The following is a 22,978-nucleotide window of genomic DNA, read 5'->3' on the forward strand; positions in this document are numbered from 1 at the left end:
GTCTCGGGGCGGCGGCGGGCGAAGCCGCCATTGTCCCACCCCCGCCGGCCGGTGTCCCGGACGCGCTGCCCGGACTGCGGCACAGGCCCGCCGTTCAGGCCGCGCTGTCGTCCGGTACGGGCGTGCCGGGCACGTCCTCGATGTCGCGCGCCACCATTGCCGCGATGCCGAGGTCGCCGGTGACATTCACCGTGGTCCGGCACATGTCGAGGAAATGGTTGACGCCCAGCACCAGGCCGATGCCCTCCGGCGGCACGCCCACCATGGCGCAGATCAGTGCCACCACCGGCAGCGAGCCGGACGGCACGCCGGCGGTGCCGATGCCGCCGAGGATGCACACCAGCATCACCACGACCTGCTGGCCGATGCCGAGCTCGACGCCGAAGAACTGCGCCAGGAAGATCACGGTCACGCCTTCGAACAGCGCGGTGCCGTTCTGGTTGGCGGTGGCGCCGATGGTCAGCACGAAACGCGACACGGACCTCGGCAGCTTGAGCTGCGTATCGGCCACGTGCAGCGCGGTCGGCAGCGTGGCGTTGCTGGACGCGGTACTGAAGGCCATCAGCATCGCTTCCTGCACGCCCTTGAAGAAGCGCAGCGGCGAGTAGCCGCCAACGAACTTCAGCGCCAGCGAATAGACCACCAGCATGTGGATCGCCAGCGCACCCACCACCACCAGCACGTAGGCGCCGAGGCGCAGCAGCAGGTCCCAGCCGAACAGCGCGGCCAGGTTGAACATGAAGCAGAACACCGCATAGGGCGCGAGCCGGATCACCAGCCCGATCAGGGTCATCGAGACCTCGAAGATGCCTTCGATGCCACGCCGCAAGGTACGGATCGCCGCGCTGTCCGGGCTCATCACGATGCCGATGCCGAACATCAGCGCGAAGAACATCAGCGCAAGGATGCTGGCGTTGCTCGACGCCGCACCGATCACGTTCTGCGGCACGATGTCGAGCAGCATCTGCACGCCTGTGGGCTGTTCGCTGCTGTCGCGCACGATGGCCGCGGTGCGCTCGGCGCCCTCGACCAGCAGCTGGCGGGCCAATTCGGGATCCACGCCATCGCCAGGGCGGAACAGGTTGACCAGCACCAGGCCGAGCGCCACCGCGATCCCCGACAGCAGCACGGTGTAACCGAGCGTGCGCCAGCCGATGCGGCCCAGCGAACGGATGTCGCCCATCTCCGACACGCCCACCACCAGCGCCGAGAACAGCAGCGGCACGATCATCATGAAGATCAGGCTGAGGAACAGCGTGGAGAACGGCTGCGTGACGTAACGCGTGAACGCCTGCACCCAGCCGGCATCGGCGCCGGAGCCGTAGTGGGCAGCCAGGCCGATGGCCAGGCCGGCGACGAAGCCGATGGCGATCTTCCAGTGCAGCGGCATGCGTTGCCTGGCAGGCGCGGTCGACTCGGTCATGCGGTGTTTCCGGAGTGGCTGGACCGCCGGAGCTTAGCAAAGCGCGGCCGGCACGCCGGGATCACTGGGGATACAGCGGCGGCAACGCGTCGTCTTCCGGACTCGCGGGGGCCAGCCAGCGCGGGCCGGCTGCGAACGCGGCGCGCACCGCCGCACGCGCGCCGGCGGCATCGCCACCACCCCAGCGCGCCTGCTGCAGCAGCGCGATGGCGGCGCGCTGCGGGCCGGGTTCGATGCGACGCGAGAGCACGTCGAGATCGGGTGCAGGTGGCGTAGCAAGCGCGCACAGCGCGTGCGCCACGTCGCCGAGGTCGCCGGTGTCGAGCGCACGGCGCAGCGTACGCGGCGTGCCCGGGCGCGCGTCGTCGCCACCTGCTCCAGCGGGCGTCGAGGGCCCGGCGGCAGCACCTGCCGTGGCCCGCTGACGCTGCTGCAGCGCCCAGCCCAGCGTGACCAGCCACAGCAGCGCGAACGCCACCGTGGCCAGCGCCCATGAGCGCACTTCGCCCTGCACGCCTGGCACGCGGATCCAGTTGTCGCTGTCGCCAGGTGTCCGGGCAGCGACAGCCGTGCCGGTCGCATCTGCGCGCGCACCGGGCGCGGGCGCGACGTCGAGCGTGAGGTCGGGTACGACGGCTTCGCGCGCCGCGCCGGCGGCAACGTCCCACCACGCGATGGTGGGCGCGACCACGCGCAGGCGGCCGTCGCGTGCCGGCAGCACCGAGAAGCGTCGCAGCAGGCGCAGCTGCGGGCGCCCGTCGCGCACGGTTTCATCCACCTGCACCGGCTCGGCGAACACCTGCCCGCCCTGGTCGACGTCGACGGTCGGTGCGGCCAGCTGTGCGGCCATCGCGCCGTCGGCGACGATCTCGAGCTCGACCGTGGTGGCGTCGCCCACGCGTGCGGCGCGCGGCGGGTCCACCCAGCGCATCGACAGCCCGCGCAGCGGCAGCCACGGCTGCGGCGCGGCCGCCGGCATCGGCCGCACGTCGAGCGTAATCGCCGGGCCGCTCGCCGACAGCGCGCGCTGGCCATCGTTGAAGATGTCGTCGAACAGGTTGCCGACACCGCGTCCTTCGAAGCGCGCGCCCGGCAGCAGCAACGCGCCGCTGCGCTCGGGCAGCAGCAGGTAGCGGCGTTCGACGACGGTGTAGCGGCGGCCGCCGATGTCGCGGTTGTACTGCACGTCGCTGCCCACGCGCTGCAGCGACGCCCCCTGCGGAGGCGGAAGATCGAGCTGGCCGGAAATCAGCTGCGAGGCGTAGTACAGGCGCAGCGTGTAGCCGACCGCCTGCTGCACGTATGGCGCGGGCGCGTCGACCTCGGCTTCGATGAACACGTTGCCGCGTGCGCGCGCGGGGGCTGCTGCCGCCACCACCGACAACGCCAGTGGCGCGGTGCGTTCGCCGCCGACGCGCAGTGCCGGCACGGTAAGGCTGCCAGCGCGCCGAGGTTCCAGCGCCACCGCGAACAGCATGCGCGACACCTGTCGGCCGCCGCGGCGCTCGAAGAGCTGCCGGCTCGCGTGCTGGCTCAGCGCGAAATCGGCCGCGAGCGGTGCGTAGTCCGGCTGACCGCCGCCGTCGGTCTCGATGTTGAGCGTCACGGTTTCGCCGAGCGCGACGCGGTCGCGGTCGAGCCAGGCACGCACTTCGGCATGCGCCAGCACCGGCAGCAGGCCGAGCAGCAGCGCCAGCATCCAGCGCGCGCGGATCATCATGTGCATGCCGTCATTTTCCTTCCGCCCGGCGGCGTTCGTGTTCGATGCGCAGGCGCGCACGCAGCAGCCCGCCGGGATCGTCGGGAACGCGCTGCAGCCACGCGGCGTTGGCCTGCGCCTGCTCACTGTCGCCGGCATCGCGCGCCTGCTCTGGTTCGCCGCGGGCGTCGGCGCCCGAGGTCGCGGGGCGGTCGTCCTCGAGCGCGCGTTGCATGGCCTCGCGCTGCGCGGCATCCGCTTCGCGCTGGGCAGCCTCGGCCTTGCGCTGCTGCTCGCCGGTGCCGGTCGACGACGGTGGCGGTGCCTCGCCGTCGCGACGCGCCGGATCGTTGTCGGCTGGCTGTTGCGACGGTGCACCCTGGCCCGATGGGTCGTCGGCATCGCCTTGGCCGGCGCCCTCCTGCCCTGGCTGCGGCTTGCCGCGCTCGGGCGTGTCCTTGCCATCGCCGCGACTGTCGCCCTTGGCGCCGGGTGGCGGCTTGCGGCGCATGGCGGCGTTCACCGCGGCCCGGTTCGCGGCCGCATCCGCCATCCCCGGCGCTGCCTTGAGCGCGGCATCGTAAGCAGCGAGCGCGTCTTCGTAGCGGCCCATGCGCGCCAGCGCGTTGCCACGGTTGTAGGCGGCGTCCGCACCCGGCAAGCGCTCGAATCCGCGCGCGGCGGCCTCGTAGTCGCCACGGCGGTATGCCGCCTCGGCTTCCGCGCTGCGCGCGTGCGCGACCTGGTCGGCGCGCCGCCAGGCAGTCCCTTCAACGCCGGCGCTGTCGTCGGCCGCGAGCAGCGGCGGCGGCGGGAGCGCCAGGCACAACAGCAGGGCGATGAACACGCCGCCGCGCCGGAACGCGAGCAGCAGCAACAGCATGGCCGGCGGCAGCAGCCAGAAGCCGCCGTCTTCGCGCACGAAGGCACGTGCGGCTTCGCGCGGCCCGTTGGCCCTGCCCTCGCCGGTATCGCCAGCCGCCCGCGCGGCAGCGCCATCGGCATCACCACTGCGTTCACCGCCGCCGATCGCGGCCAGCACGCCGGGCACGCTCTCGGACCAGGCGTGGTAGCGGCCACCGCCTGCATCGGCGATCGCGCGCAGTGACGCCACGTCCAGCCGCGCCGAGTGGATGCCGCCGTCGCGCCGCCGGTAAGCCGCGCCGTCCTCGGTGCCCATGCCGAGCACGGACACGCGGTAGCCGGCGGCGTGCGCGGCTGCCGCCGCGGATGTCGCCGAGCGGCTGCCGCTGCCGGCCAGCAGCAGGATGTCGCCACGCGCGTGGCCGGACTGCGCCAGCAGGCGCTGCGCCAGCGCGATGGCGCGCGCCGGCTTGCTGCCGTCGACCGGCATGACGTCCGGCGCCAGTGCGTCGAGGAACACCGCGACGTTGCCGGCATCGCGGGTCATCGGCGCGATCGTGTAGGCATCGTCGGCATAGGCCACCAGCGCGACCTCGCCGGCGTGCGCGCGCAGCAGTGCGTCGATGCGCGCACGCGCCTGCAGCAGGCGCGACGGCGGCAGGTCGTTGGCCAGCGTGGCGCTGGACAGGTCCAGCGCGAGCACCAGCGGCGCGCCGCCGGCCTGCAGCGGCTGCGCGGTGCTGCGCCAGCTCGGGCCGGCCAGCGCCAGCACCAGCAGCGCGCAGCCGGCAAGCACCAGCCAGCCATCGATCCACCCGCCGCGACCGCGCGCACCGCCATCAAGCAGGTGCGGCAGCAGGTGGGGATCGACGGCCGTGCGCCAGGCGCTGCGCCTGCGCTGGCGCGCACGCCACGCCCACGCCAGCACGGGCAGGAGCAGCAGCGCCAGCAGCCAGGCCGGACGCAGGAACTGCAGGGCCGGCAGGGATTGCAGCAGCGGGTTCACGCCAGCCGCCTCCGCCGCCACGCCAGCGGCACGGCGAGCAGGCCGCAGCACAACGCCGCCGCCAGCGGCCAGGGGTAGCGTTCCAGCCGCGGACGCAGCGCCTCGCCCGGGTGCTCGATGGGTTCCAGCCGATCGATCTCGGCATAGATCTGCGCCAGCGACTCGGTGTCCGCGGCGCGGAAGCTGCGGCCGCCAGTCATGTCCGCAATTCGCGCCAGCGTGGCCTCGTCGATCTCGCTGCCACCCGACGGCAGTCGGAAGCCGAACACCGACAGCGACTCGCCTTCACCGCCAAAGGCGATGGTGTGGATGCGCACATCCTCGTCGGCGGCGATGCCGGCGGCCTTGAGCGGATCGAGCATGCCGGCGGTGTTGACGCCGTCGGTCAACAGCACCAGCACGCGCTGCCCTTCGCGCTGTGACTGCAGCCGCTTCACGCCCAGGCCGATGGCGTCGCCGATGGCGGTCTCGCGCCCGGCGAGCGCGACGACGGTATCGGCGAGTTGCTCGCGGACGCTGGCCAGGTCGGTGGTCGGCGGCGCCAGCGCATAGGCGCTGCGCCCGAACACCAGCAGGCCGACGCGGTCGCCCTGGCGCCGTTCAAGGAAGTCGGCGATCACCGCCTTGGCGGCGGTGAGCCGATCGACGACGTCGCCGCCCAGCACCATGTCGCGTTCGCCCATGCTGGCCGACAGGTCGACCGCCAGCATCAGCTCGCGGCCCACGTCCGGCGGCTGCACCGCTTCGCCCCAAGCCATTGGACGCGCGGCCGCGACGCACAGCAGCGCCCAGCCAATCCACGCCAGTGCGGGAACGCGCGCTCCCCTTCCACCGCCGTGCGTCACACCGCCCGCCAGTTCGCGCACGCGCGCGGACCACGGCACACGCAGTGCCGGGCCGTCGTCGCGCAGCGGTGGCAGCAGGCGACGGATCAGCCACGGCAGCGGGAGCGCGACCAGCAGCCACGGCCAGTCGAAGCCGGCGAACGCGGGCCAGAGGCTTGCCAGCGCGTTCACTCGCGCCCCTCCATCCATACGAGAAAGCGCGCGCGTGCGGTGCGTCGCAGTGCGTCCACGGCAACGGGATCCGCGTCGCGTCGGAACGGACCGTCGATCAGCAGCGCGGCCGCGTCGCCGGAGAAGCGCGGCGCGGCATCATCGGCATCGAGGAACGCGAGCCAGGCCTCGCCCTGCAGGCGATCGGCCGAAGGATCACGGAGGCGTCCGGCGCGACGCAACAGCTCGGAAATCGCCGCGATCTGTTGGGCCGGGCTGACAGCGGCGGCCACGGCCGCGTCGAACGCATGTTCGTGACGCCGGCGCCGGCGGACTCGCCGCCACCGCCACGCAAACAGCGCGGCCAGTGCAAGCGCGACAACCGCCATGACCATCCACCAACCCGGTGCAGGCGGCCACCAGGCCGGTGCAACCGAGGCGTGGATATCGCGCAGCGGCAGCGCGTCCTGCATCAAGCGCTCCTTGCCGTCGTGGCGGGCAACGCCAGCCACGCGTCGCTGGCGTCGGCGGTGGACAGGCGCAACGCGCGTACGCCGCGCGCGGCCAGGGTGGCGATGGTGTCTTCGACTTCGACGTCGAAGGCCCGGCGCCAGCGTTCGCGCTCACTCGTGTTGGCGAGGTCGAGTTCGATGCGGGTGCGCGACGCGCGGCCAGATGCCGCTGCCGCCACCGAAGGTGCGCCTGACGACGCGACCGAGAACGCCAGCATGCCGCGCGGCGGCTCCACCTCGAGGGGATCGGTCAGCAGCAGTACCAGCACCTCGTGGTGCGCCGCGAGTGCGGGCCAGCGCTGTTGCGGGATGGCAGCCACGCTGGCGGGATCGGCCAGCACCAGTAGGCGCGAGCCCGGGCGCAGCAGGCGCCGCGCATGGTCCAGCGCGACCTCGAGCCCGGCATCATCGGGCGGCGGCGTCGCGTACCAGCGCGCCAGCGCGTCGAGCACGCGCAGCGCGCCGCGCGGCCCCGACGCGGGCGGCACCGGCGGTTCGGAAACGCTGCCACGCAGCGCGGCGACGCGATCGCCGTCGCGCACCGCGCGCCAGGCCGCCAGCGCGCCGGCGCGTGCGGCCTGCACCGACTTGAAGCGCACGCGCGTGCCGAAGTACAGCGCCGGCGAGGTGTCGGCCACCAGCAGCGTCAGTCGTTCGCGCTCGGCCTGGAACAGCTTGGTATGCGGCTTGCCGCTGCGCGCGGTCAGGCGCCAGTCGATGTGGCGCGCGTCGTCGCCTGCCGCGTAGGCGCGCGACTCGGCGTACTCCATGCCGCGCCCGCGCAGCGTCGATGGCGCGGGTCCGGCCACGCCGGCCGCGCCGCGCCGCGCGCTGACGCGCGCCTGCGCGATGCCGCGCAATGCGATCAGTTCGGCCAGCGATGGCGTGATGCCATCCCCGCCCACGGCGGCAGCCATGGTGCTCACGGCAGCGGCACGTGCTGCAGCAGCTCCTGCACGAGGCGCTCGCCATCCCAGCCCTCGGCCGTGGCCTCGTAGCTCGGCAACACGCGGTGGCGCAGGACGTCCGGGGCGACGGCGCGCACGTCGTCTGGCGTGACGAAGTCGCGGCCGGCCAGCCAGGCATGCGCGCGGGCGCAGCGCTCGAGCGCGATCGACCCGCGCGGGCTCGCGCCCCAGGCGATGCGGCGCGCCAGTGCTGCGTCGTAGCGTTGCGCGTTGCGCGATGCCAGCACCAGTTCGATCAGGTAACGCTCCAGCGCCGGCGCCATGTGCAGGTCAAGCACCGCATTGCGGGCGGCGAAGATGTCGCTGGCCGGTATGCGGGCCGTGGCCGGCGCGGCGTGCTGCAGCGTGGCCCGGGCGCGCTCTCGCGCCAGCAGCAGGATGCCCGCCTCGGCCTCGACCTCTGGATAGCCAACGCGTACGTGCATCAGGAAGCGGTCGAGCTGCGCCTCCGGCAACGGGAAGGTCCCTTCCTGCTCAATCGGATTCTGCGTGGCCATCACCAGGAACAGCTGCGGCAGCGCATAGGTCTGCCGTCCCACCGTCACCTGGCGCTCACCCATCGCCTCGAGCAGCGCCGACTGCACCTTGGCCGGCGCGCGGTTGACCTCGTCGGCAAGCAGCAGCGAATGGAAGATCGGCCCCGGCTGGAACTCGAAGCGCCCGTCCTGGGGGCGCCATACCTCGGTGCCGGTGAGGTCCGCCGGCAGCAGGTCGGGCGTGAACTGCACGCGCGCGAAGTCGGCCTCGATGCGCGCAGCCAGCGCACGGATGGCAGTGGTCTTGGCCAGTCCGGGCGCGCCTTCCACCAGCAGGTGGCCGTCGGCGAGGAGCGCGATCAGCAGGCGTTCAACCAGCGCCGCCTGGCCGATGATCTCGTGGGTGAGCGCATCGCGCAGACCGCTGAAGACGCCATGCAGGCGGGAAATGTCGACGTTGGGGGTGTCCATGGGCGACCGGGGGACGGCGCGGGCTGCGCCAGGGTGCAGTTTGACCCCTCCGGCCCGACTTGGTTCAAGCGCCGTCGGTCACGTCATGCCCGGAAACGCCGACGGGGCCCGAAGGCCCCGTCGTTGACGCGTCTGGAATCGCCGCTCAGTACGGGCGCGGCGCCACGCGCAGGACGCGCGGGGTGACGAAGATCAGCAGCTCGGCCTTGGACTTGCTGCGGCTCTTGGTCTTGAACAGGTTGCCGAGGATCGGCAGGTCGCCCAGGAACGGCACCTTCGAGATCGAGTTGCGGTCGCTGAATTCGTACACGCCGCCGATCACGACGGTCTGGCCGTCCTCGATCAAAACCGCGGTGGTGACTTCGCGCTTGGCGAGGTTTGGCACCGATCCGAAGCCCGCGATGGTGGTGAAGTCCTGGATCTCGTCCTTCTTCACGGCAAGCGTAAGGAACACCCGACCGTCGGCGGTGATCGTGGGTGTGACCTTCAGCTCGAGCAGCGCTTCCTTGAACTGGACGGTGGGCACGTTGTTGCTCTGCCCGCCGGTGACGGTCAGGTAACCGACCTCACGCCCCTGGCGGATGATCGCCTCGCGCTGGTTGCTGGTGACCACGCGCGGGTTGGACACCACTTCGCCACGCTGCTCTTCCTGCAGGGCCTGGAGCTCGAAGTCCCAGTCGATGGTGTTGCCGAGGATGGTGAATGCGATCGACGCCGGGTTGAGGCTGTTGATGTTGAAGTCGCTGTTGAGCGCCTGGCCAAGATCGCCCCAAGTTGGCGGATCGCCATCCGGGTCGCGGATGGCCGCAATGGTGCTGTTGACGAGCTCCGTGTTGCTGTCAAGCGATCCCGACGAAATGAGCCGATCCTTCACGGCGCGAACGCCGAAGCGCGCACCGAGGTCACGTGCGAACGACTCGTTGGCGATCACGATGCGCGACTCGATCACCACCTGGTCGACCGGCTTGTCCAGCGTGGCGACGAGGCGCTTGATCTCTTCGACGCGCTGCGGGATGTCGATCACCAGCAGCGTGTTGGTACGGCGATCAAAGCTCAGGCTGCCGCGCGACGACAGGAAGCCGCGGCTGGACGACGAGGCCTGCCCGCCCCCACCGCCCTGGCTGCTCTTGCTTTCGTCGGTAAGCAGCTTGGCGATGTCCTCGGCGCTGCCGTAGGAGATCGGGATGTACTCGGTGCTCATTTCGGCGCGCTCTTCAAGCGCGAGGCGGGCGTTGGCGATGTCCTGCTCGAACTTGGCGATCTCGGACTGCGGCGCGACCCACACCACGTTGCCGCTGCGGCGCTTGTCGAGCGACTTGGCCTGCAAGACGATGTCCAGCGCCTGGTCCCACGGCACGTTGATCAGGCGCAGGGTCACGTTGCCCGTGACGCTGTCGCTGGCGACGATGTTGAGGTCCGACAGCTCGGCGATCAGCTGCAGCACCGTGCGCACCGGAACGTCCTGGAAGTTGAACGTGACCGGGCGGCCGCCGTAGCTGCGGGTCTCGCCCTGTGCCTGGGCCGAGGCCTGCGCTGTGGTGGCGACCGCCGCGGCGGTGCTGGCCCCAACGGCGCGGTTTGCGGCTGCCGCACGCGGCACGATTTCAACGATGTAGTCGCGTCCGGTCTGGTAGGCCAGCGGCTCGAACGCGCCTTCCGTGCTCAGCACGATCTGCGTGCCCTTGGGCCCCTGGTTGGCGTTGATGCGCTGCACCGGGGTGGCGAAGTCGGCGACGTTGAGCGGCCGCTGCAGTTCGGCCGGCAGGTCGGCGTTGCCGACGTCGAGGATCACCGTGCCGCCCTGGGTGCGCAGGTCGGGTGCCGCGCCGTCTCCACTGAACTTGAGGATCAGCTTGCCGGAGCCGCCGTCGCCGCGCTTGAAGTCGATGCCGGTGATCGCCACCGCCGCCGGGACCTGCTTGGCGGGATCGATCGCGATCGCAGGGGTCACCTGCGCGAAGCTGGCAACCGGAACTCCGGGCGCCGGAGCGGCATGGACGGCACTGAACGCCGCGACCAGGCCAGCAAGGAGACCGCAGGCGCCTGCCTTGAAAGGCGTGGCACGCGTGATCGGCGAACGGCGTTGCGCGTTGCTGAAGGTCATCTGGCTTCCCCTAATCAATTGTCTTCGAGCGCGATCGATGCCGGCCGTTCAAGCCAGCCACCCGCGCCGTCAGGCACGAGTTCGACGAGTTCGATGCGATCTTCATGGACGCTGGTCACGCGACCATCGTTCTGGCCCAGGTACACGCCAGGACCCACCCGGTAGGTGACCTTGTCCGGTGCCATCACCAGTGCGGTCAGGCTGCTGCCTGCGCCCAGTGATCCCACCATGTCGAGGCTGTCGAGCGGAAACTGTTCGAGCGTCTGCTTGCGGCGGTTGGAGTCCGGCCGCGGGCCACTGCCATTGCCCTCGTTCGCGAACGCGTCGCTGAACGGATCGCGCAGACCCTGCGCCGCGTACTCGAAGCTCTCGAACTGCTGCATCACCGGCAGTGGATCGAGCGGCGGCGCTGGGCGGGCACGGACGTTGGCCACCCATTCCTCCAGGTTCGGCGCCGTGCCCGGCTCGCTGGTGACGCCGCGGCTGCAACCGGCCAGCGCGGCGAGGACGGCCAGGCACGCGAAGCCGCGGCAGGCATTCGAAATCGTGCCCATGTCAGCGCGCCCCCTTTGCAGCATCGACGGCGGCCTTTTCCTGCTCGGCCGCCTCCTCGTCATCGAGATAGCGGTAGGTCTTCACCGTGCCGGCAAGCTCAAGCGCGGAGTTCGGGCGGATGCCGACGACCTTGCCGTCGCCGCCGCCCTTGGGCCGCAGCTGGATGTCGTGCATCGTCATGATGACCACGCGCGGCAGCGAGGCCACGCCGCTGACGAAGGCGCCGAACTGGTGGTAGCTGCCGAGCATGCGCAGCGCGATCGGCTTCTCCGCGTAGAACTCCTTCGGCGACTCAGGACCCGGCTGGAACAGCTCGCTGGTGATGCCGGTGGCCAGTGCCGTCTGCGAGATGTCGACGATCAGGTCAGGCATCTCGGTGCGGCTGGGCAGCTGGCGCAGCATCTGCTGCAGCTGCTGTTCCATCTCGGCCAGCTGCAGCTTGAGCGGCTCGAGATTGGCGGCGCGGCCCTGCTTGGTTTCGAAGTCCGCGCGGAGGCCGGACTCGGTCGCCTCGAGCGCCTTCAGCTGGTCGCCCTTGTCGCGGGTCAGCACCCACCACAGCAGGCCGAAGATCAACAGGCCGAGGAGCACGCAGAAGACGATCTTGTACTCACGCGGCCAGGAGCCGGTGTTGTTGAAGTCGAGTTCCTTGAGCGACATCTTGCGCTTGCTCACGACGCGGCTCCTTGTTCTGCGGCCGGGGCTGCGGCGGGCGCCGGCACGGCGGCATCGGCCGGCGGCGGCGTGGCGGTGTCGACCGGCATTGGCGCGGCGGGCGCGGCATCCACCGGCGGCACGGCATCGGGAATCCCGTCGCCATCCTCGTCCTTCGGCGCGTTGGGATTGGCCAGTTGCACCGCGAGGTTGAACGCATAAGGCAGCCCGGCAACGCCGTCACGTGCCTCGATGATTGACAGGTCCGGCTTGGTCATCCAGCCGGAGCCTTCGAGGTTGCGCATGTAGGTGCTGACGCGCGCGTTGGACTGCGAGCGCCCCTCGAGCGTCAGCTTCTCGCCTTCCTGCTTGATGCCGGTGAGTACAACACCATCGGGGATGGTGCGGACCAGCGAATCGAACAGGTGCACCATCTGCGACCGGTTGGCCTGCAACTGCTCGATGACATCCTTGCGGGCCAGCAGTCGCGCCTTCTGGCGGTCGAGTTCGTCGATCTCGGTGATGCTGGTCTCGACCTGCTTGATCTGTTCCTGCAGGAACGCGTTGCGCGCGTTCTGGCCGTCGATCTGCGCGTTGTAGTAGCTGTTGACCATGAACCACAGCACCACGCCGGCCAGCGCCGCGAAGGCCAGCATCACGCCGAATTCCTTCTGGCGCTGCTTGCGGCGCTCGGCGCGCCACGGGAGGAGGTTGATGCGCGCCATCAGTCGAAGCTCCTCATGGCCAGGCCGCAGGCGATCATCAGCGCCGGGGCATCCTGCGCGAGCGCATGGGCCTGCACGCGGGAACCCAGGGTCATCTGGGCCAGCGGGTTGGCGACCACGGTCTGCACGCCGAGTTGCTCCTCGACCATCTCGGCGACGCCGCCGATCGACGCGCAGCCACCAGCCAGCACCACCTGGTCGACGCGATTGAACTCGCTGCCGGCGTAGAAGAACTGCAGCAGGCGGCTGATCTGCTGGACCAGCGCCTCCTTGAACGGCTCCAGCACTTCGATCTCGTAGCTTTCCGGCAGCCCGCCCTGGCGCTTGGCCAGGCCGGCTTCTTCGTAGGACAGGCCGTAACGGCGCATGACCTCGTCGGTCAGCTGCTTGCCACCGAACACCTGCTCGCGGGTGTAGAGGCTGCGGCCGTTGCGCAGGATGTTGAGCGTGGTCATGGTGGCACCGATGTCGACCAGCGCCACGATGCCGTCACGCGGCACGTTGAGCGTATTGGCGAGCAGCGCGAAGGCGTTCTCGATAGCGAACGCCTCGACGTCCATGACCCGGGCCGTCAGCCCGCCGAGTTCCAGCGCGGACGCGCGCATCTCGACGTTCTCCGAGCGCGACGCCGCCAGCAGCACCTGCACCATCTCGGCGTTGCCCGGCATGGCACCCAGCACCTCGAAGTCGAGGTTCACTTCCTCGATCGGGTACGGAATGTAGTTGACCGCCTCGAGTTCGACCTGCGACTCGAGGTCGTCCTCGTCGAGATCGGCGGGCATCGGGATCACCTTGGTGATCACCGCCGAACCGGCGACTGCGGCCGCGGCGTGCTTGGCCTTGCTGCCGGATCGCGTCATGGCGCGGCGGATGGCTTCGCCGACCGCCTCCACCTCGACGATGTTCTTCTCGACGACGGCATTGGGCGGCAGCGGCTCGACCGCGTAATGCTCGACCCGGTACCGGTCGCCCGAACGCGACAGCTGCAACAGCTTGACCGCAGTCGAACTGATGTCGACCCCGACGAGCGGTGCCTGGCTTTTTGTGATCAGCCCCACGCTTTTCTCCCCATGTCACGGGCGCTTACGTGCGCTTCGTGCCCCGATGCATTAGATAACGGAGTTTTTACCGAATGGCAACAAGCAGCGTGCAACGTCATCCCGCATTGCGCGCTGTGTCACGTACTGACCCTGTGCGGCACTTCGATCCGGGCAGGATCAGCCCGGAGTCCCCTCTCTATATACTGCGCGCCTCACAACGGTCCGCGTGGCGGACCCCAGGACCCCCTCGATGCCCCGCTTCCGTCGCCTGCTGCGCTGGCTGTTGATCTTGTTCGCCGGCCTTCTTGTCATCGGCCTGCTCGCAGCGGGCACACTGTACTACGTCGTGTCTTCGCGGTTGCCCGACGTGCAGAGCCTGCGCAACGTGGAGCTGCAGGAGCCGCTCTACGTCTATGCGCGCGACGGCCGCCTGATGGCACTGTTCGGCGAGACCCGCCGCTATCCGGTCGACATCGCCGAGGTACCCGAGCGCCTGAAGCAGGCCTTCATCGCAATCGAGGACAACCGGTTCTACGAGCATCACGGTGTGGATTACCGCGGTGTCAGCCGCGCGATCTGGCTGCTGGCGACGACCGACGACAAGCGCGTGCCGGGCGGGTCCACCATCACCCAGCAGGTCGCACGGCAATTCTTCCTGAGCTCGGAGTACAGCTACACGCGCAAGCTGTCGGAGATGCTGCTTGCGATGAAGATGGAGCGCGAGCTGTCCAAGGACGAGATTTTCGAGCTCTACCTCAACAAGAGTTTCTTCGGCAACCGGGCCTACGGCATCGCCGCGGCCGCCGAGTTCTACTACGGCAAGAAGCTCGACCAGCTCGACCTGGACGAACTGGCCACGCTGGCGGCGATCCCCAAGTTCCCGTCCAGCGGCAACCCGGTCACCAACCCCGAGCGCGCGCGCATCCGTCGCGACTATGTGCTGCAGCGCATGCACGAGCTGGATTTCATCAGCGAGGCGGAGGCGCGTGCCGCCCAGGCAGTGGACATGCACGCCACTCCGCATGAGCGTCCGGTCGAGGTCTACGCGCCGTATGTCGCCGAGATGGTGCGCCAGGAGATGATCGCCCGCTATGGTGGCGACGTGCTGACCCGCGGTTACCACGTCACCACCACGATCGATCCGAAGATGCAGCTTGCGGCCGATGTCGCTGTGCGCAGCGGCCTGTCGGTTTACGACCACCGCCACGGCTGGTTGAAGATCGAACAGACCTTCGAGCTCGCGGCCGACGAGGACGCGGCAACCGCGGGCGCTCGCCTTCGCGGCATCCCGGCGCAGTCCGGCCTCCTGCCGGCGATCGTGCTGCGGGCCGGCGACGGCACCGCCGACGTGGCGCTGGCCGATGGCACCACCGTGGCGCTCGACGCCGCCAGCAGCCGCTGGACGGGCCGCAACCCCGGGGCCCTGCTCAAACGCGGCGACGTGACGCGCGTGCGCCGCATCGAGCCCAAGGGCAAGGACGGTGCCGCCGCCGATCCTGCCGCCAAGCCCACCTGGCAGCTCGACCAGGTGCCACGCGCGCAATCCACCCTGGTGTCGCTTGAACCGGACAACGGCGCGCTGCGCGCGCTGGTCGGCGGCTTCAGTTTTGCCGGCCAGAAGTTCAACCGCGCCACGCAGGCGCGTCGCCAGCCGGGCTCGAGCTTCAAACCCTTCATATATGCGGCGGCCTTCGAGCGCGGTTTCAACCCGGCTTCGGTGGTGGTCGACGCTCCGGTGGTGTTCCGCATGCGTCGTGGCCAGGACTGGCGCCCGCAGAACGACGACGGCAAGTTCGCCGGCCCGATGCGGCTGCGCGAGGCACTGGTGCGTTCGCGCAACCTGGTCTCGGTGCGCCTGCTCGACGCCATCGGCGTCGATTACGCGCGCCGCTACATCAGCCACATGGGCTTCGACGAATCCGAGCTGCCGCCTAACCTGTCTATCGCGCTCGGCACGCCGTCGCTGACCCCGCTCGACATCACCCGCGGCTATGCGGTGTTCGTCAACGGCGGTTTCCGCGTCACGCCGTGGTTCATCGACGAGGTCAAGGACCGCGAAGGCAAGGTGATCTTCAAGGAAAATCCGGCGGTGGCCTGCCGCACTTGCGGGGCTGATGGGACGACGGTGGCGACATCCAACGTGGTTGACGGCTTCAACCTGGGCCCGAGCCAGCCGGCGGCAACCGCAGCGCCTGCCGCGGCCGCTCCCGAAGCCGAACCTGCGCCGTCGGCCGGAGGCCCCGACAGGGTGGTCGCACCGCGCGCCATCGACGCGCGCGTCGCCTACCAGCTGGTGTCGATGATGCGCGACGTCGTGCAGCGCGGCACCGGCACGGCGGCCAAGGTCCTCGGCCGCGAGGACGTCGGCGGCAAGACCGGCTCCACCAACGACCACCGCGACGCGTGGTTCTCCGGCTTCGGCGGCAACCTGGCCACCGTGGTCTGGGTCGGCCGCGACGACAACCGCTCGCTCGGCTACCGCGAATACGGTGGCAAGTCGGCGCTGCCGATCTGGATCGACTTCATGCGCGTGGCGCTGGACGGCATGCCGATCGCAGCCAACGAACCGCCCGACGGCATGGTCAAGGTCGCGGTCAGCGCCAGCGGGCGCCTGCTGCCCACCAGTTCCGACGGCGGCCTGGTCGAGTGGGTGAAGGCCGAGGACCTCGAGCGCATGGAATCGACCTTCGAGGACGTGGACGAAGAGGTCCCCACCGAGGAAGCGTTCGACATCTTCTGACGCGGCATCCGGTAGGCTTGGGGCGCCCTCGCCGTATGGAGCGCCCGCATGCACCGAGGCCGACAGCACGCCGGAAGCCGCACCCGTGAGCTCCGCCACCGCCTCGCCCACGAGGCGGCCCGACTGATCGCCGAAGGCGGGATCCGCGACTTCCACCACGCCAAGCGCAAGGCCGCCGCGCGACTGGGCATCCACGACGACGCGTCGCTGCCGCGCAACGACGAGATCGAGGACGCGCTGCGCGAGTACCAGCGACTGTTCCTGGGTGACACGCATGCCGACCACCTGCGCGAAAAACGCGAGGCCGCGCTGCAGGCGCTCGAATTCTTCGCCAGCTTCCACGCGCGCCTGGTGGGTCCGGTGCTGGCAGGCACCGCGGGTGCGCATGACCACGTGACGCTTCACCTCTACTGCGACGACGCCGACGCCGTGGCACGCTTCCTCGACGACGCAGGCATTCCTGCGGAATCGCGCAGCCGGCAGGTGCGACTGGACCGCACGCGAGATGGCGATTTCCCGGTGTGGCTGTTCGGCGCCGGCGACACCCTCATCGACCTCACTGTCCTGCCCGCCGGCGCACTGCGCCAGTCACCGCTGTCGGCGGTGGACGGGAGGCCCATGCAGCGCGCGTCGGCCAGCCAGCTGCGCAGGCTGCTGGCCGAAGACGAAGAAGCTGCGCCGCCCGCTACCGACACGCGATGACCGGCACCTACTCGGCGTCGAGCATCGCGGCGTCGCCCGAACCCACGACCTTGACGCGGCTGCCCACACGGATGCGCGCAAGCTGGTCGCCACGACGCGTAAACGCGGACTCCGCGGCATTGTCGAAACGGACGATGAGCACATAGCTGCCAGCCGTAGCGCCACCGGTATTGCTGGAGGCGATATCGGCGCCAAGATTGGTGGCGAGGCGCGTGACTTCATAGGACCGTCCGCTGCGGCCACCCACAGCCTGCCCGAGCGCTTGCCCCAGCATGCCGCCCAGCTGTCGTTTGGTGCTCGTGCTGACCGCATCCTGCTTTGCGGCGATGGGCTGCATCGCAGTGACCACGCCCTTGCGTACCTCAAGCTCGCCAGCCACCGCGACAGACGCGGCGGATGCCAGACACACTGCCACCATGACGGCGGCCAGATGTGGGTTCATCCCCATTGCATGCTCCTTCCGTGGAGTTGGGCCAGCCGGGCGGACAATCCGCCCGGGCGCAGGCACGAGCCGTCGAGGCCAGTGCATGCGCCACCATGTTTGCCGCAGACGTGACACCACGCCCTCCGCGATGTGCCCATGGCCGGGTGGGAGTACCCCGCGCCCAAGAAGAGGTTCTCCTCCCATTCGAAGGAAGGTGGAGAAGAAGCAAAAAAACGCCCCGCAGTGCGGGGCGCTGTTCATCGCGATGCCTGTGTGGGGCGTCAGCGCTTGTCGACGGCCATGTAGTCGCGGATGCCCGAGCCCGTATAGATCTGCCGCGGGCGGCCGATCTTGAATTCCGGATCGGTCTGCTGCTCGAGCCAGTGCGCCATCCAGCCAGCGGTGCGCGCGATCGCGAACATCACCGTGAACATCTCGGTCGGGATCTTCAGCGCCTTGTAGATGATGCCGCTGTAGAAATCGACGTTCGGGTACAGCTTGCGCTGCACGAAGTAGTCGTCCTTCAGCGCGGCTTCCTCCAGGCGCATCGCGACCTCGAGCAGCGGGTCGTCGATGCCGAGTTCCTCGAGCACCTTGTGGCACATCTCGCGGATGATCTTCGCGCGCGGGTCGAAGTTCTTGTACACGCGGTGGCCGAAGCCCATCAGGCGGAAGCCGGACTCCTTGTCCTTGGCGCGGTCGATCGCCGACTGCACGTTCTTCGCCGTGCCGATCTCGGCCAGCATCTTCAGCACCGCCTCGTTGGCGCCGCCGTGCGCAGGACCCCACAGCGCGGCGACACCCGATGCGATGCACGCATAGGGGTTTGCACCGGTCGAACCCACCAGGCGCACGGTCGACGTGGATGCGTTCTGCTCGTGGTCGGCATGCAGGATGAACAGCAGGTCCAGCGCCTTCGCGGCGACCGGGTTGAGCACCAGCGGCTCGCTCGGCACCTCGAACATCATGTGCAGGAAACGGTCGACGTACGGCAGGTTGTTGCGCGGGAAGCGCAGCGGCCAGCCCATCGAGTGCCGGTAGCAGGCGGCAGCTATGGTCGGCACCTTGGCGATCATGCGGATCGCGGCCATGCGGCGCTCTTCCGGATCGTCGTAGTCGAGATCGTTGTGGTAGAAGCTCGCCATCGAACCGATCATGCCGACCAGCATCGCCATCGGATGGGCGTCGTGGCGGAAACCGCCGAGGAAGTTCTTGAACGCCTCGTGCAGCATCGTGTGGTGGGCGACGTCGTGGTCGAATTCACCCATCTGCCTGGCGTCGGGCAGCTCGCCGTTCATCAGCAGGTACGCGACCTCGAGGAACGAAGACTCCTTGGCCAGCTGGTCGATCGGGTAACCGCGATACAGCAGCACGCCCTCGTCGCCGTCGATGTAGGTGATCGCGGACTTGCAGCTGGCGGTGGCGGTGAAACCGGGATCGTAGGTGAAGAGGCCGGTTTCCTTCGGCAGCTTGCCGATGTCTACGCAGTCGTTGCCGAGGGTGGGGCTCAGGATCGGCAGTTCGACCGACTTGCCGGCGGCCTGGACTGCAACGGTGCCGGCCTTCGGGCCGACGTTGGACGGGGTGGCGGACACAGACGCACTCCTTTCGTATCGCGTGGACCCGCGCATCGGGGGCGGGTCGGATGAGGCGGGGTCGCGCGCGTGCGCGATCGGGGAATTATCGCATAGCCCCCGGCCGCGGCGGCTCCAGCAAAGTGGCACCAGTGGAACGCCGCAGGCCAAACGAAAACGGCCGCCCAGTGGGCGGCCGTCGGCTCGGCGCGTGGCGCCGGAGCTTACTTGGAGTAGCGCTTGCGGAACTTGTCGACGCGACCGCTGGTGTCCATGAGCTTGTTCTGGCCCGTGTAGAACGGATGCGAAGCCGACGAGACTTCGATCTTGATCAGCGGATACTCGTTGCCGTCTTCCCACTTCACCGTCTCCTTGCTGGAGAGGGTGGAACGCGTGAGGATCTTGAAATCCGAAGTCACGTCCTGGAAAACGACGTCGCGGTAAACAGGATGGATGTCGGCCTTCATGACGGGGTACCGGTATCTGGGCGGGGAAAGAGCGGCATTATAGCCAGCGCCCCGCCCTCCCGCAAGTCGCCTCAGGCGCCGAGCGCTCCGCGCACCAGTCCTTCGAACATCAGCTGGTCATAGCGCAGCAGGATGCGCGCCTGGTCCGGGCGCCCGAGCTGGCGCTGCCAGTCGACCACCGTGGTGCCACGCGCCACCGGGTCGCCCAGCACCACGTCGATCGGCCGGGATTCGGCCTGCAGCACGCCTTGTGGACTCAGCGCCATGGCCATGGCCAGTGCGTCGGCGGCATGCCAGAGCTCGCCGCGGCCGTCTTCCGACCACAGGCGCGTGTGCCGCGAGATGGCTTCGTAGAACGCCGCCACCGGACCCGGCGCCGCCAGCCAGCCGTCGACGTTGCGGTGGTGCATGCCGTGGGCGACGGTGGCTTCCCAATCGGCGAGATCGAAGGCCGGGAATGCCTCGAACACGATGCGCGCCGCCTCCGGATCGAAGTAGACGTTGAACTCGGCGGACGGCGTGATGTTGCCGCGTGCGGTGACCGCCCCGCCCATCACCACCAGTCGCCCGATGCGTTCCGGCAGGGTGGGGTCCAGGCGCAGCGCCAGCGCGAGGTTCGTCAGCGGGCCGAGCATCACGAGCAGGAGTCGTCCGGCATGCTCATGGGAGAGGCGCAGGATGGCCTGCACCGCGTGCTCGGGCTCGACACCGCGCGTGGCGGGGACATAACCGACATCACCAAAACCGTCCACGCCGTGCACGTACGCCGCGTCGGGAGCGGCGTGCAGCAGGGGGCGGTCGCAGCCGGCGAACACCGGCACATCCTCGCGCCCTGCGATCTCGCAGAGCTTGAGCGCGTTGGCCACGGTGTGGCGCAGGCCGACATTGCCCGCGACGATGGCGAGCCCGAGCACGTCGTGGCCCGTGTCGCGCAGCGCCATCAGCAGGGCGAGTGCGTCGTCGACGCCCGGGTCGGTATCGATCAGCAGCGGAATGCGGTCATTGTTCATCGCCCGATTATCCATGTTCGTGGCGCCGCGATCAGGCCGCCGCGTAGCGGGCAGCCCCGCCCACCCAGCGCGCCACCAGGCGTTCGGCGACGCCAGGCTGGTCGCGCAGCAGTTGCTCGCCGAGTGCGTGCACCAGCGGCAGCAGGTCGGCGTCGCGGGCCAGATCGGCGACGCGGAATGCCGCAAGCCCGGTCTGGCGTGTCCCCAACAGCTCGCCCGGCCCGCGCAGTTCGAGGTCTTTTTCGGCGATGACGAACCCGTCGCCGGTCTCGCGCATTGTCTCCAGGCGCTCGCGCGCCATCCGCGACAGCGGCGGCTGGTAGAGCAGCACGCAGCTCGAAGCGGCACTGCCCCGCCCCACCCGGCCGCGCAGCTGGTGCAGCTGCGCCAGGCCCAGGCGCTCGGCGTTCTCGATCACCATCAGCGAGGCGTTGGGCACGTCCACGCCGACCTCGATCACCGTGGTGGCGACCAGCAGGTCGGCCGCGCCGTCCTTGAACGCGCGCATCGCCGCCTGCTTCTCATTGGCTTTCATCCGGCCGTGCACCAGCTCGACGCGGAGCCCGGGCAGGGCTTCCGACAGCGCCTCGAACGTCGCCTGCGCCGCCTGCGCCACGATCTCGTCCGAGTCGTCGATGATCGTGCACACCCAGTACGCCTGGCGGCCTTCAGCGCAGGCCGCGCGGATGCGTTCGATGAGTTCGGGGCGGCGCCCGGCGGCAAGGACCACGGTCTGCACCGGCGTGCGCCCGGGCGGCAGTTCGTCGATGGCCGACACGTCGAGGTCGGCGTACGCCGCCATGGCGAGGGTGCGCGGGATCGGTGTGGCCGTCATGACCAGCTGGTGCGGCACGCGGCCGCCCTCGCCGCCCTTGTCACGCAGCGCCAGGCGCTGGTGCACGCCGAAGCGGTGCTGTTCGTCGACGATCGCCAACGCGAGGTCATGGAACACCACGCCCTGCTGCATGAGCGCGTGCGTGCCGACCACGACCTGCGCTTCGCCACTGGCAACCGCCGCCATCGCCTGCGCGCGCGCACGGCCGGTGACCTTGCCGGCCAGCCACTCCACGCGGACGCCAAGTGGCTCCAGCCACGCACGCAGGTTGGCGAGATGCTGCTCGGCCAGCAGTTCGGTGGGCGCCATCAACGCCGCCTGGCGGCCGTCGGCGACCGCCATCAGCGCCGCCATCGCGGCCACCACGGTCTTGCCGGAGCCGACATCACCCTGCACCAGGCGCAGCATCGGCACCGGGCGCGCGATGTCGCCGCGGATTTCGCCGAACACGCGCGCCTGGGCGTTGGTCAGCGCGAACGGCAGGCTCGCGCGCAACTGCTCTGCGAATCCCGCATTGGCAAGCGGCCGCGCCGCGTGCGACTGCTGGGCAATGCGCTGGCGGCGCAGGCTGAGATGGTGCGCAAGCAGCTCCTCGAGTGCCAGCCGGCGCTGCGCTGGATGCGTGCCGGCCAGCAAGGCGGCGACATCGGCTTCGCGCGGCGGACGATGCACCGCGAGCAGCGACTCGCGCAGTCCCGGCAGCGCGTGTGCGCGCAGCAGCGCGGCCGGCAGGAGCTCGAGCTCGTCGCCATCGGGCAAGCGGTCCAGCGCCTGCGCGATCAGACGCTTCATCACCGCAGGGCCGACGCCCTCGATCGCGGGATAGACCGGGTCGAGGCGATCGCCAAGTTCGGCGAGGCCATCATCAGCAACGAGGCTGTAGCTCGGATGGACGATCTCCAACCCGCGCTGTCCCGGCCGGGGCGTACCGAAGCAGCGCACGCGCACGCCGGGAGTGAACTGCGCGGCCTGCGCGGCGCGGAAGTGGAAGAAGCGCAGCACCAGCGTGCCGTGCGAATCGTCGACGATCGCGACACGCAGCATCGGCTTGTAGCGGAAGCCGCGCTCCACCGCCTCCACCCGCCCTTCGACCTGGGCCGGAACGCCCGGCTGCAGCAGGCGGATCGGGGTGATGGCGGTACGGTCCTCGTAGCCGCGCGGCAGCTGCAGCCACAGGTCCTGCACGCCCAGCAGGCCGCGCGCAGCAAGCTTCTCGGCGACCCGCGGGCCCACGCCGGCCAGCGCCGACAGCGCATCGGCGCCGGCGGGCGCGAGCGAGGGCGCGTCTGCGCCGGCCTTGCGCCGAGGTGCCGCCACTGCCTCAGTCGGTGACCATCACGGCATCGACCTCGAACTGCGCGCCCTTGGGCAGGGCGGACACCTCGATGGTCGAGCGCGCGGGATACGGGGCATCGAAATACTCCGCCATCACCGCGTTCACGGCTGCGAACTGGCCGAGGTCGGTGAGGTACAGGCCGACGCGCGCGACGTCAGCGAGCGACCCGCCGGCCGCCTCGCAGACCGCACGGAGGTTGTCGAATGCGCGCCGCGCCTGCGCGGCGAGATCTCCGGCGACCAGCTCGCCGGTGGCCGGATCCAGCGGGATCTGCCCGGACAGGAACACGGTGTTGCCGGCGCGGGTGGCCTGCGAATACGGACCGATGGCCGCCGGTGCATCGGCGGTGGTGATGGGTGTCCTGGGCATTTTCGAGTCCTCGAAGGCGATGCGGTCGA

The 22,978-nt window shown here is 69.8% G+C and carries 20 protein-coding genes; 2 read left to right on the top strand and 18 right to left on the bottom strand.

The window, feature by feature from the left end; all coding sequences use genetic code 11:
• Positions 1–94: 94 nt before the first annotated feature.
• The 12 genes from JGR64_RS11360 to JGR64_RS11415 all read right to left on the bottom strand — a co-directional run bounded on the left by JGR64_RS11360 (position 95) and on the right by JGR64_RS11415 (position 13,510).
• Positions 95–1,423 (bottom strand): dicarboxylate/amino acid:cation symporter, encoded by a 1,329-nt coding sequence (locus tag JGR64_RS11360; RefSeq protein WP_199373485.1) that lies wholly within the window; start codon positions 1,421–1,423, stop codon positions 95–97.
• Between the two features lie 61 nt (positions 1,424–1,484).
• Positions 1,485–3,149, bottom strand: coding sequence for a BatD family protein (locus JGR64_RS11365; RefSeq protein WP_233348195.1), 1,665 nt, complete (start codon positions 3,147–3,149; stop codon positions 1,485–1,487).
• A 4-nt stretch (positions 3,150–3,153) separates the two neighbouring features.
• Entirely contained in the window at positions 3,154–4,992 is a 1,839-nt protein-coding gene (locus JGR64_RS11370) for a VWA domain-containing protein (protein ID WP_199373486.1), read from the bottom strand.
• A complete protein-coding gene (locus JGR64_RS11375; protein WP_234446947.1) occupies positions 4,989–6,008 on the bottom strand; it encodes a VWA domain-containing protein in 1,020 nt (339 codons plus the stop codon). Before JGR64_RS11375 ends, JGR64_RS11370 begins: the two co-directional genes overlap by 4 nt.
• Positions 6,005–6,463, bottom strand: coding sequence for a DUF4381 domain-containing protein (locus tag JGR64_RS11380; protein WP_199374325.1), 459 nt, complete (start codon positions 6,461–6,463; stop codon positions 6,005–6,007). Before JGR64_RS11380 ends, JGR64_RS11375 begins: the two co-directional genes overlap by 4 nt.
• Positions 6,460–7,416, bottom strand: a complete 957-nt coding sequence (locus JGR64_RS11385; protein WP_199374327.1) for a DUF58 domain-containing protein — start codon at positions 7,414–7,416, stop codon at positions 6,460–6,462. The genes JGR64_RS11380 and JGR64_RS11385 overlap by 4 nt, the downstream gene beginning before the upstream one ends.
• Before the next feature lie 5 nt (positions 7,417–7,421).
• The gene (locus JGR64_RS11390; protein WP_199373488.1) at positions 7,422–8,414 is read right to left on the bottom strand and encodes a MoxR family ATPase; all 993 of its coding nucleotides are present in this window, start codon (positions 8,412–8,414) and stop codon (positions 7,422–7,424) included.
• 145 nt (positions 8,415–8,559) lie between these two features.
• Positions 8,560–10,518, bottom strand: a complete 1,959-nt coding sequence (gene pilQ / locus JGR64_RS11395) for a type IV pilus secretin PilQ (protein ID WP_199373489.1) — start codon at positions 10,516–10,518, stop codon at positions 8,560–8,562.
• Positions 10,519–10,532: 14 nt separating this feature from the next.
• On the bottom strand, positions 10,533–11,072 hold the full coding sequence (locus tag JGR64_RS11400; RefSeq protein ID WP_199373490.1) for a pilus assembly protein PilP: 540 nt from the start codon (positions 11,070–11,072) through the stop codon (positions 10,533–10,535).
• Position 11,073: 1 nt separating this feature from the next.
• A complete protein-coding gene (gene pilO, locus JGR64_RS11405; RefSeq protein WP_199373491.1) occupies positions 11,074–11,748 on the bottom strand; it encodes a type 4a pilus biogenesis protein PilO in 675 nt (224 codons plus the stop codon).
• Positions 11,745–12,452, bottom strand: coding sequence for a PilN domain-containing protein (locus JGR64_RS11410; RefSeq protein WP_199373492.1), 708 nt, complete (start codon positions 12,450–12,452; stop codon positions 11,745–11,747). Before JGR64_RS11410 ends, pilO begins: the two co-directional genes overlap by 4 nt.
• Positions 12,452–13,510 carry a pilus assembly protein PilM gene (locus JGR64_RS11415; protein WP_199373493.1) on the bottom strand — a complete coding sequence of 353 codons (1,059 nt, stop codon included), beginning with the start codon at positions 13,508–13,510 and terminating at the stop codon, positions 12,452–12,454. Before JGR64_RS11415 ends, JGR64_RS11410 begins: the two co-directional genes overlap by 1 nt.
• A gap of 232 nt (positions 13,511–13,742) precedes the next feature.
• On the opposite strand from JGR64_RS11415, the gene JGR64_RS11420 reads away from it, so the two are divergent.
• Complete coding sequence (locus JGR64_RS11420) at positions 13,743–16,232, top strand: penicillin-binding protein 1A (protein WP_199373494.1); 2,490 nt, start codon at positions 13,743–13,745, stop codon at positions 16,230–16,232.
• A gap of 48 nt (positions 16,233–16,280) precedes the next feature.
• On the top strand, positions 16,281–16,934 hold the full coding sequence (locus JGR64_RS11425; protein ID WP_199373495.1) for a hypothetical protein: 654 nt from the start codon (positions 16,281–16,283) through the stop codon (positions 16,932–16,934).
• Positions 16,935–16,941: 7 nt separating this feature from the next.
• Here the strand turns inward: JGR64_RS11425 and JGR64_RS11430 are convergent, their stop codons facing one another.
• The 6 genes from JGR64_RS11430 to JGR64_RS11455 all read right to left on the bottom strand — a co-directional run bounded on the left by JGR64_RS11430 (position 16,942) and on the right by JGR64_RS11455 (position 22,949).
• Complete coding sequence (locus JGR64_RS11430; protein ID WP_234446948.1) at positions 16,942–17,382, bottom strand: hypothetical protein; 441 nt, start codon at positions 17,380–17,382, stop codon at positions 16,942–16,944.
• Between the two features lie 257 nt (positions 17,383–17,639).
• Positions 17,640–18,953, bottom strand: coding sequence for a citrate synthase (locus JGR64_RS11435; RefSeq protein WP_255531424.1), 1,314 nt, complete (start codon positions 18,951–18,953; stop codon positions 17,640–17,642).
• Between the two features lie 203 nt (positions 18,954–19,156).
• Entirely contained in the window at positions 19,157–19,399 is a 243-nt protein-coding gene (locus tag JGR64_RS11440; protein ID WP_199373498.1) for a type B 50S ribosomal protein L31, read from the bottom strand.
• Between the two features lie 71 nt (positions 19,400–19,470).
• Positions 19,471–20,409: a nucleoside hydrolase gene (locus tag JGR64_RS11445; protein ID WP_199373499.1), complete on the bottom strand. Its 939-nt coding sequence runs from the start codon at positions 20,407–20,409 to the stop codon at positions 19,471–19,473.
• Positions 20,410–20,440: 31 nt separating this feature from the next.
• Positions 20,441–22,561: an ATP-dependent DNA helicase RecG gene (recG, locus tag JGR64_RS11450; protein WP_234446949.1), complete on the bottom strand. Its 2,121-nt coding sequence runs from the start codon at positions 22,559–22,561 to the stop codon at positions 20,441–20,443.
• A 4-nt stretch (positions 22,562–22,565) separates the two neighbouring features.
• On the bottom strand, positions 22,566–22,949 hold the full coding sequence (locus JGR64_RS11455; RefSeq protein WP_199373500.1) for a RidA family protein: 384 nt from the start codon (positions 22,947–22,949) through the stop codon (positions 22,566–22,568).
• Between the last annotated feature and the right edge of the window lie 29 nt (positions 22,950–22,978).

The sequence above is a fragment of the Luteimonas sp. MC1572 genome (genome assembly GCF_016615815.1).
In the GTDB taxonomy this organism is placed as follows: Bacteria; Pseudomonadota; Gammaproteobacteria; order Xanthomonadales; family Xanthomonadaceae; genus Luteimonas.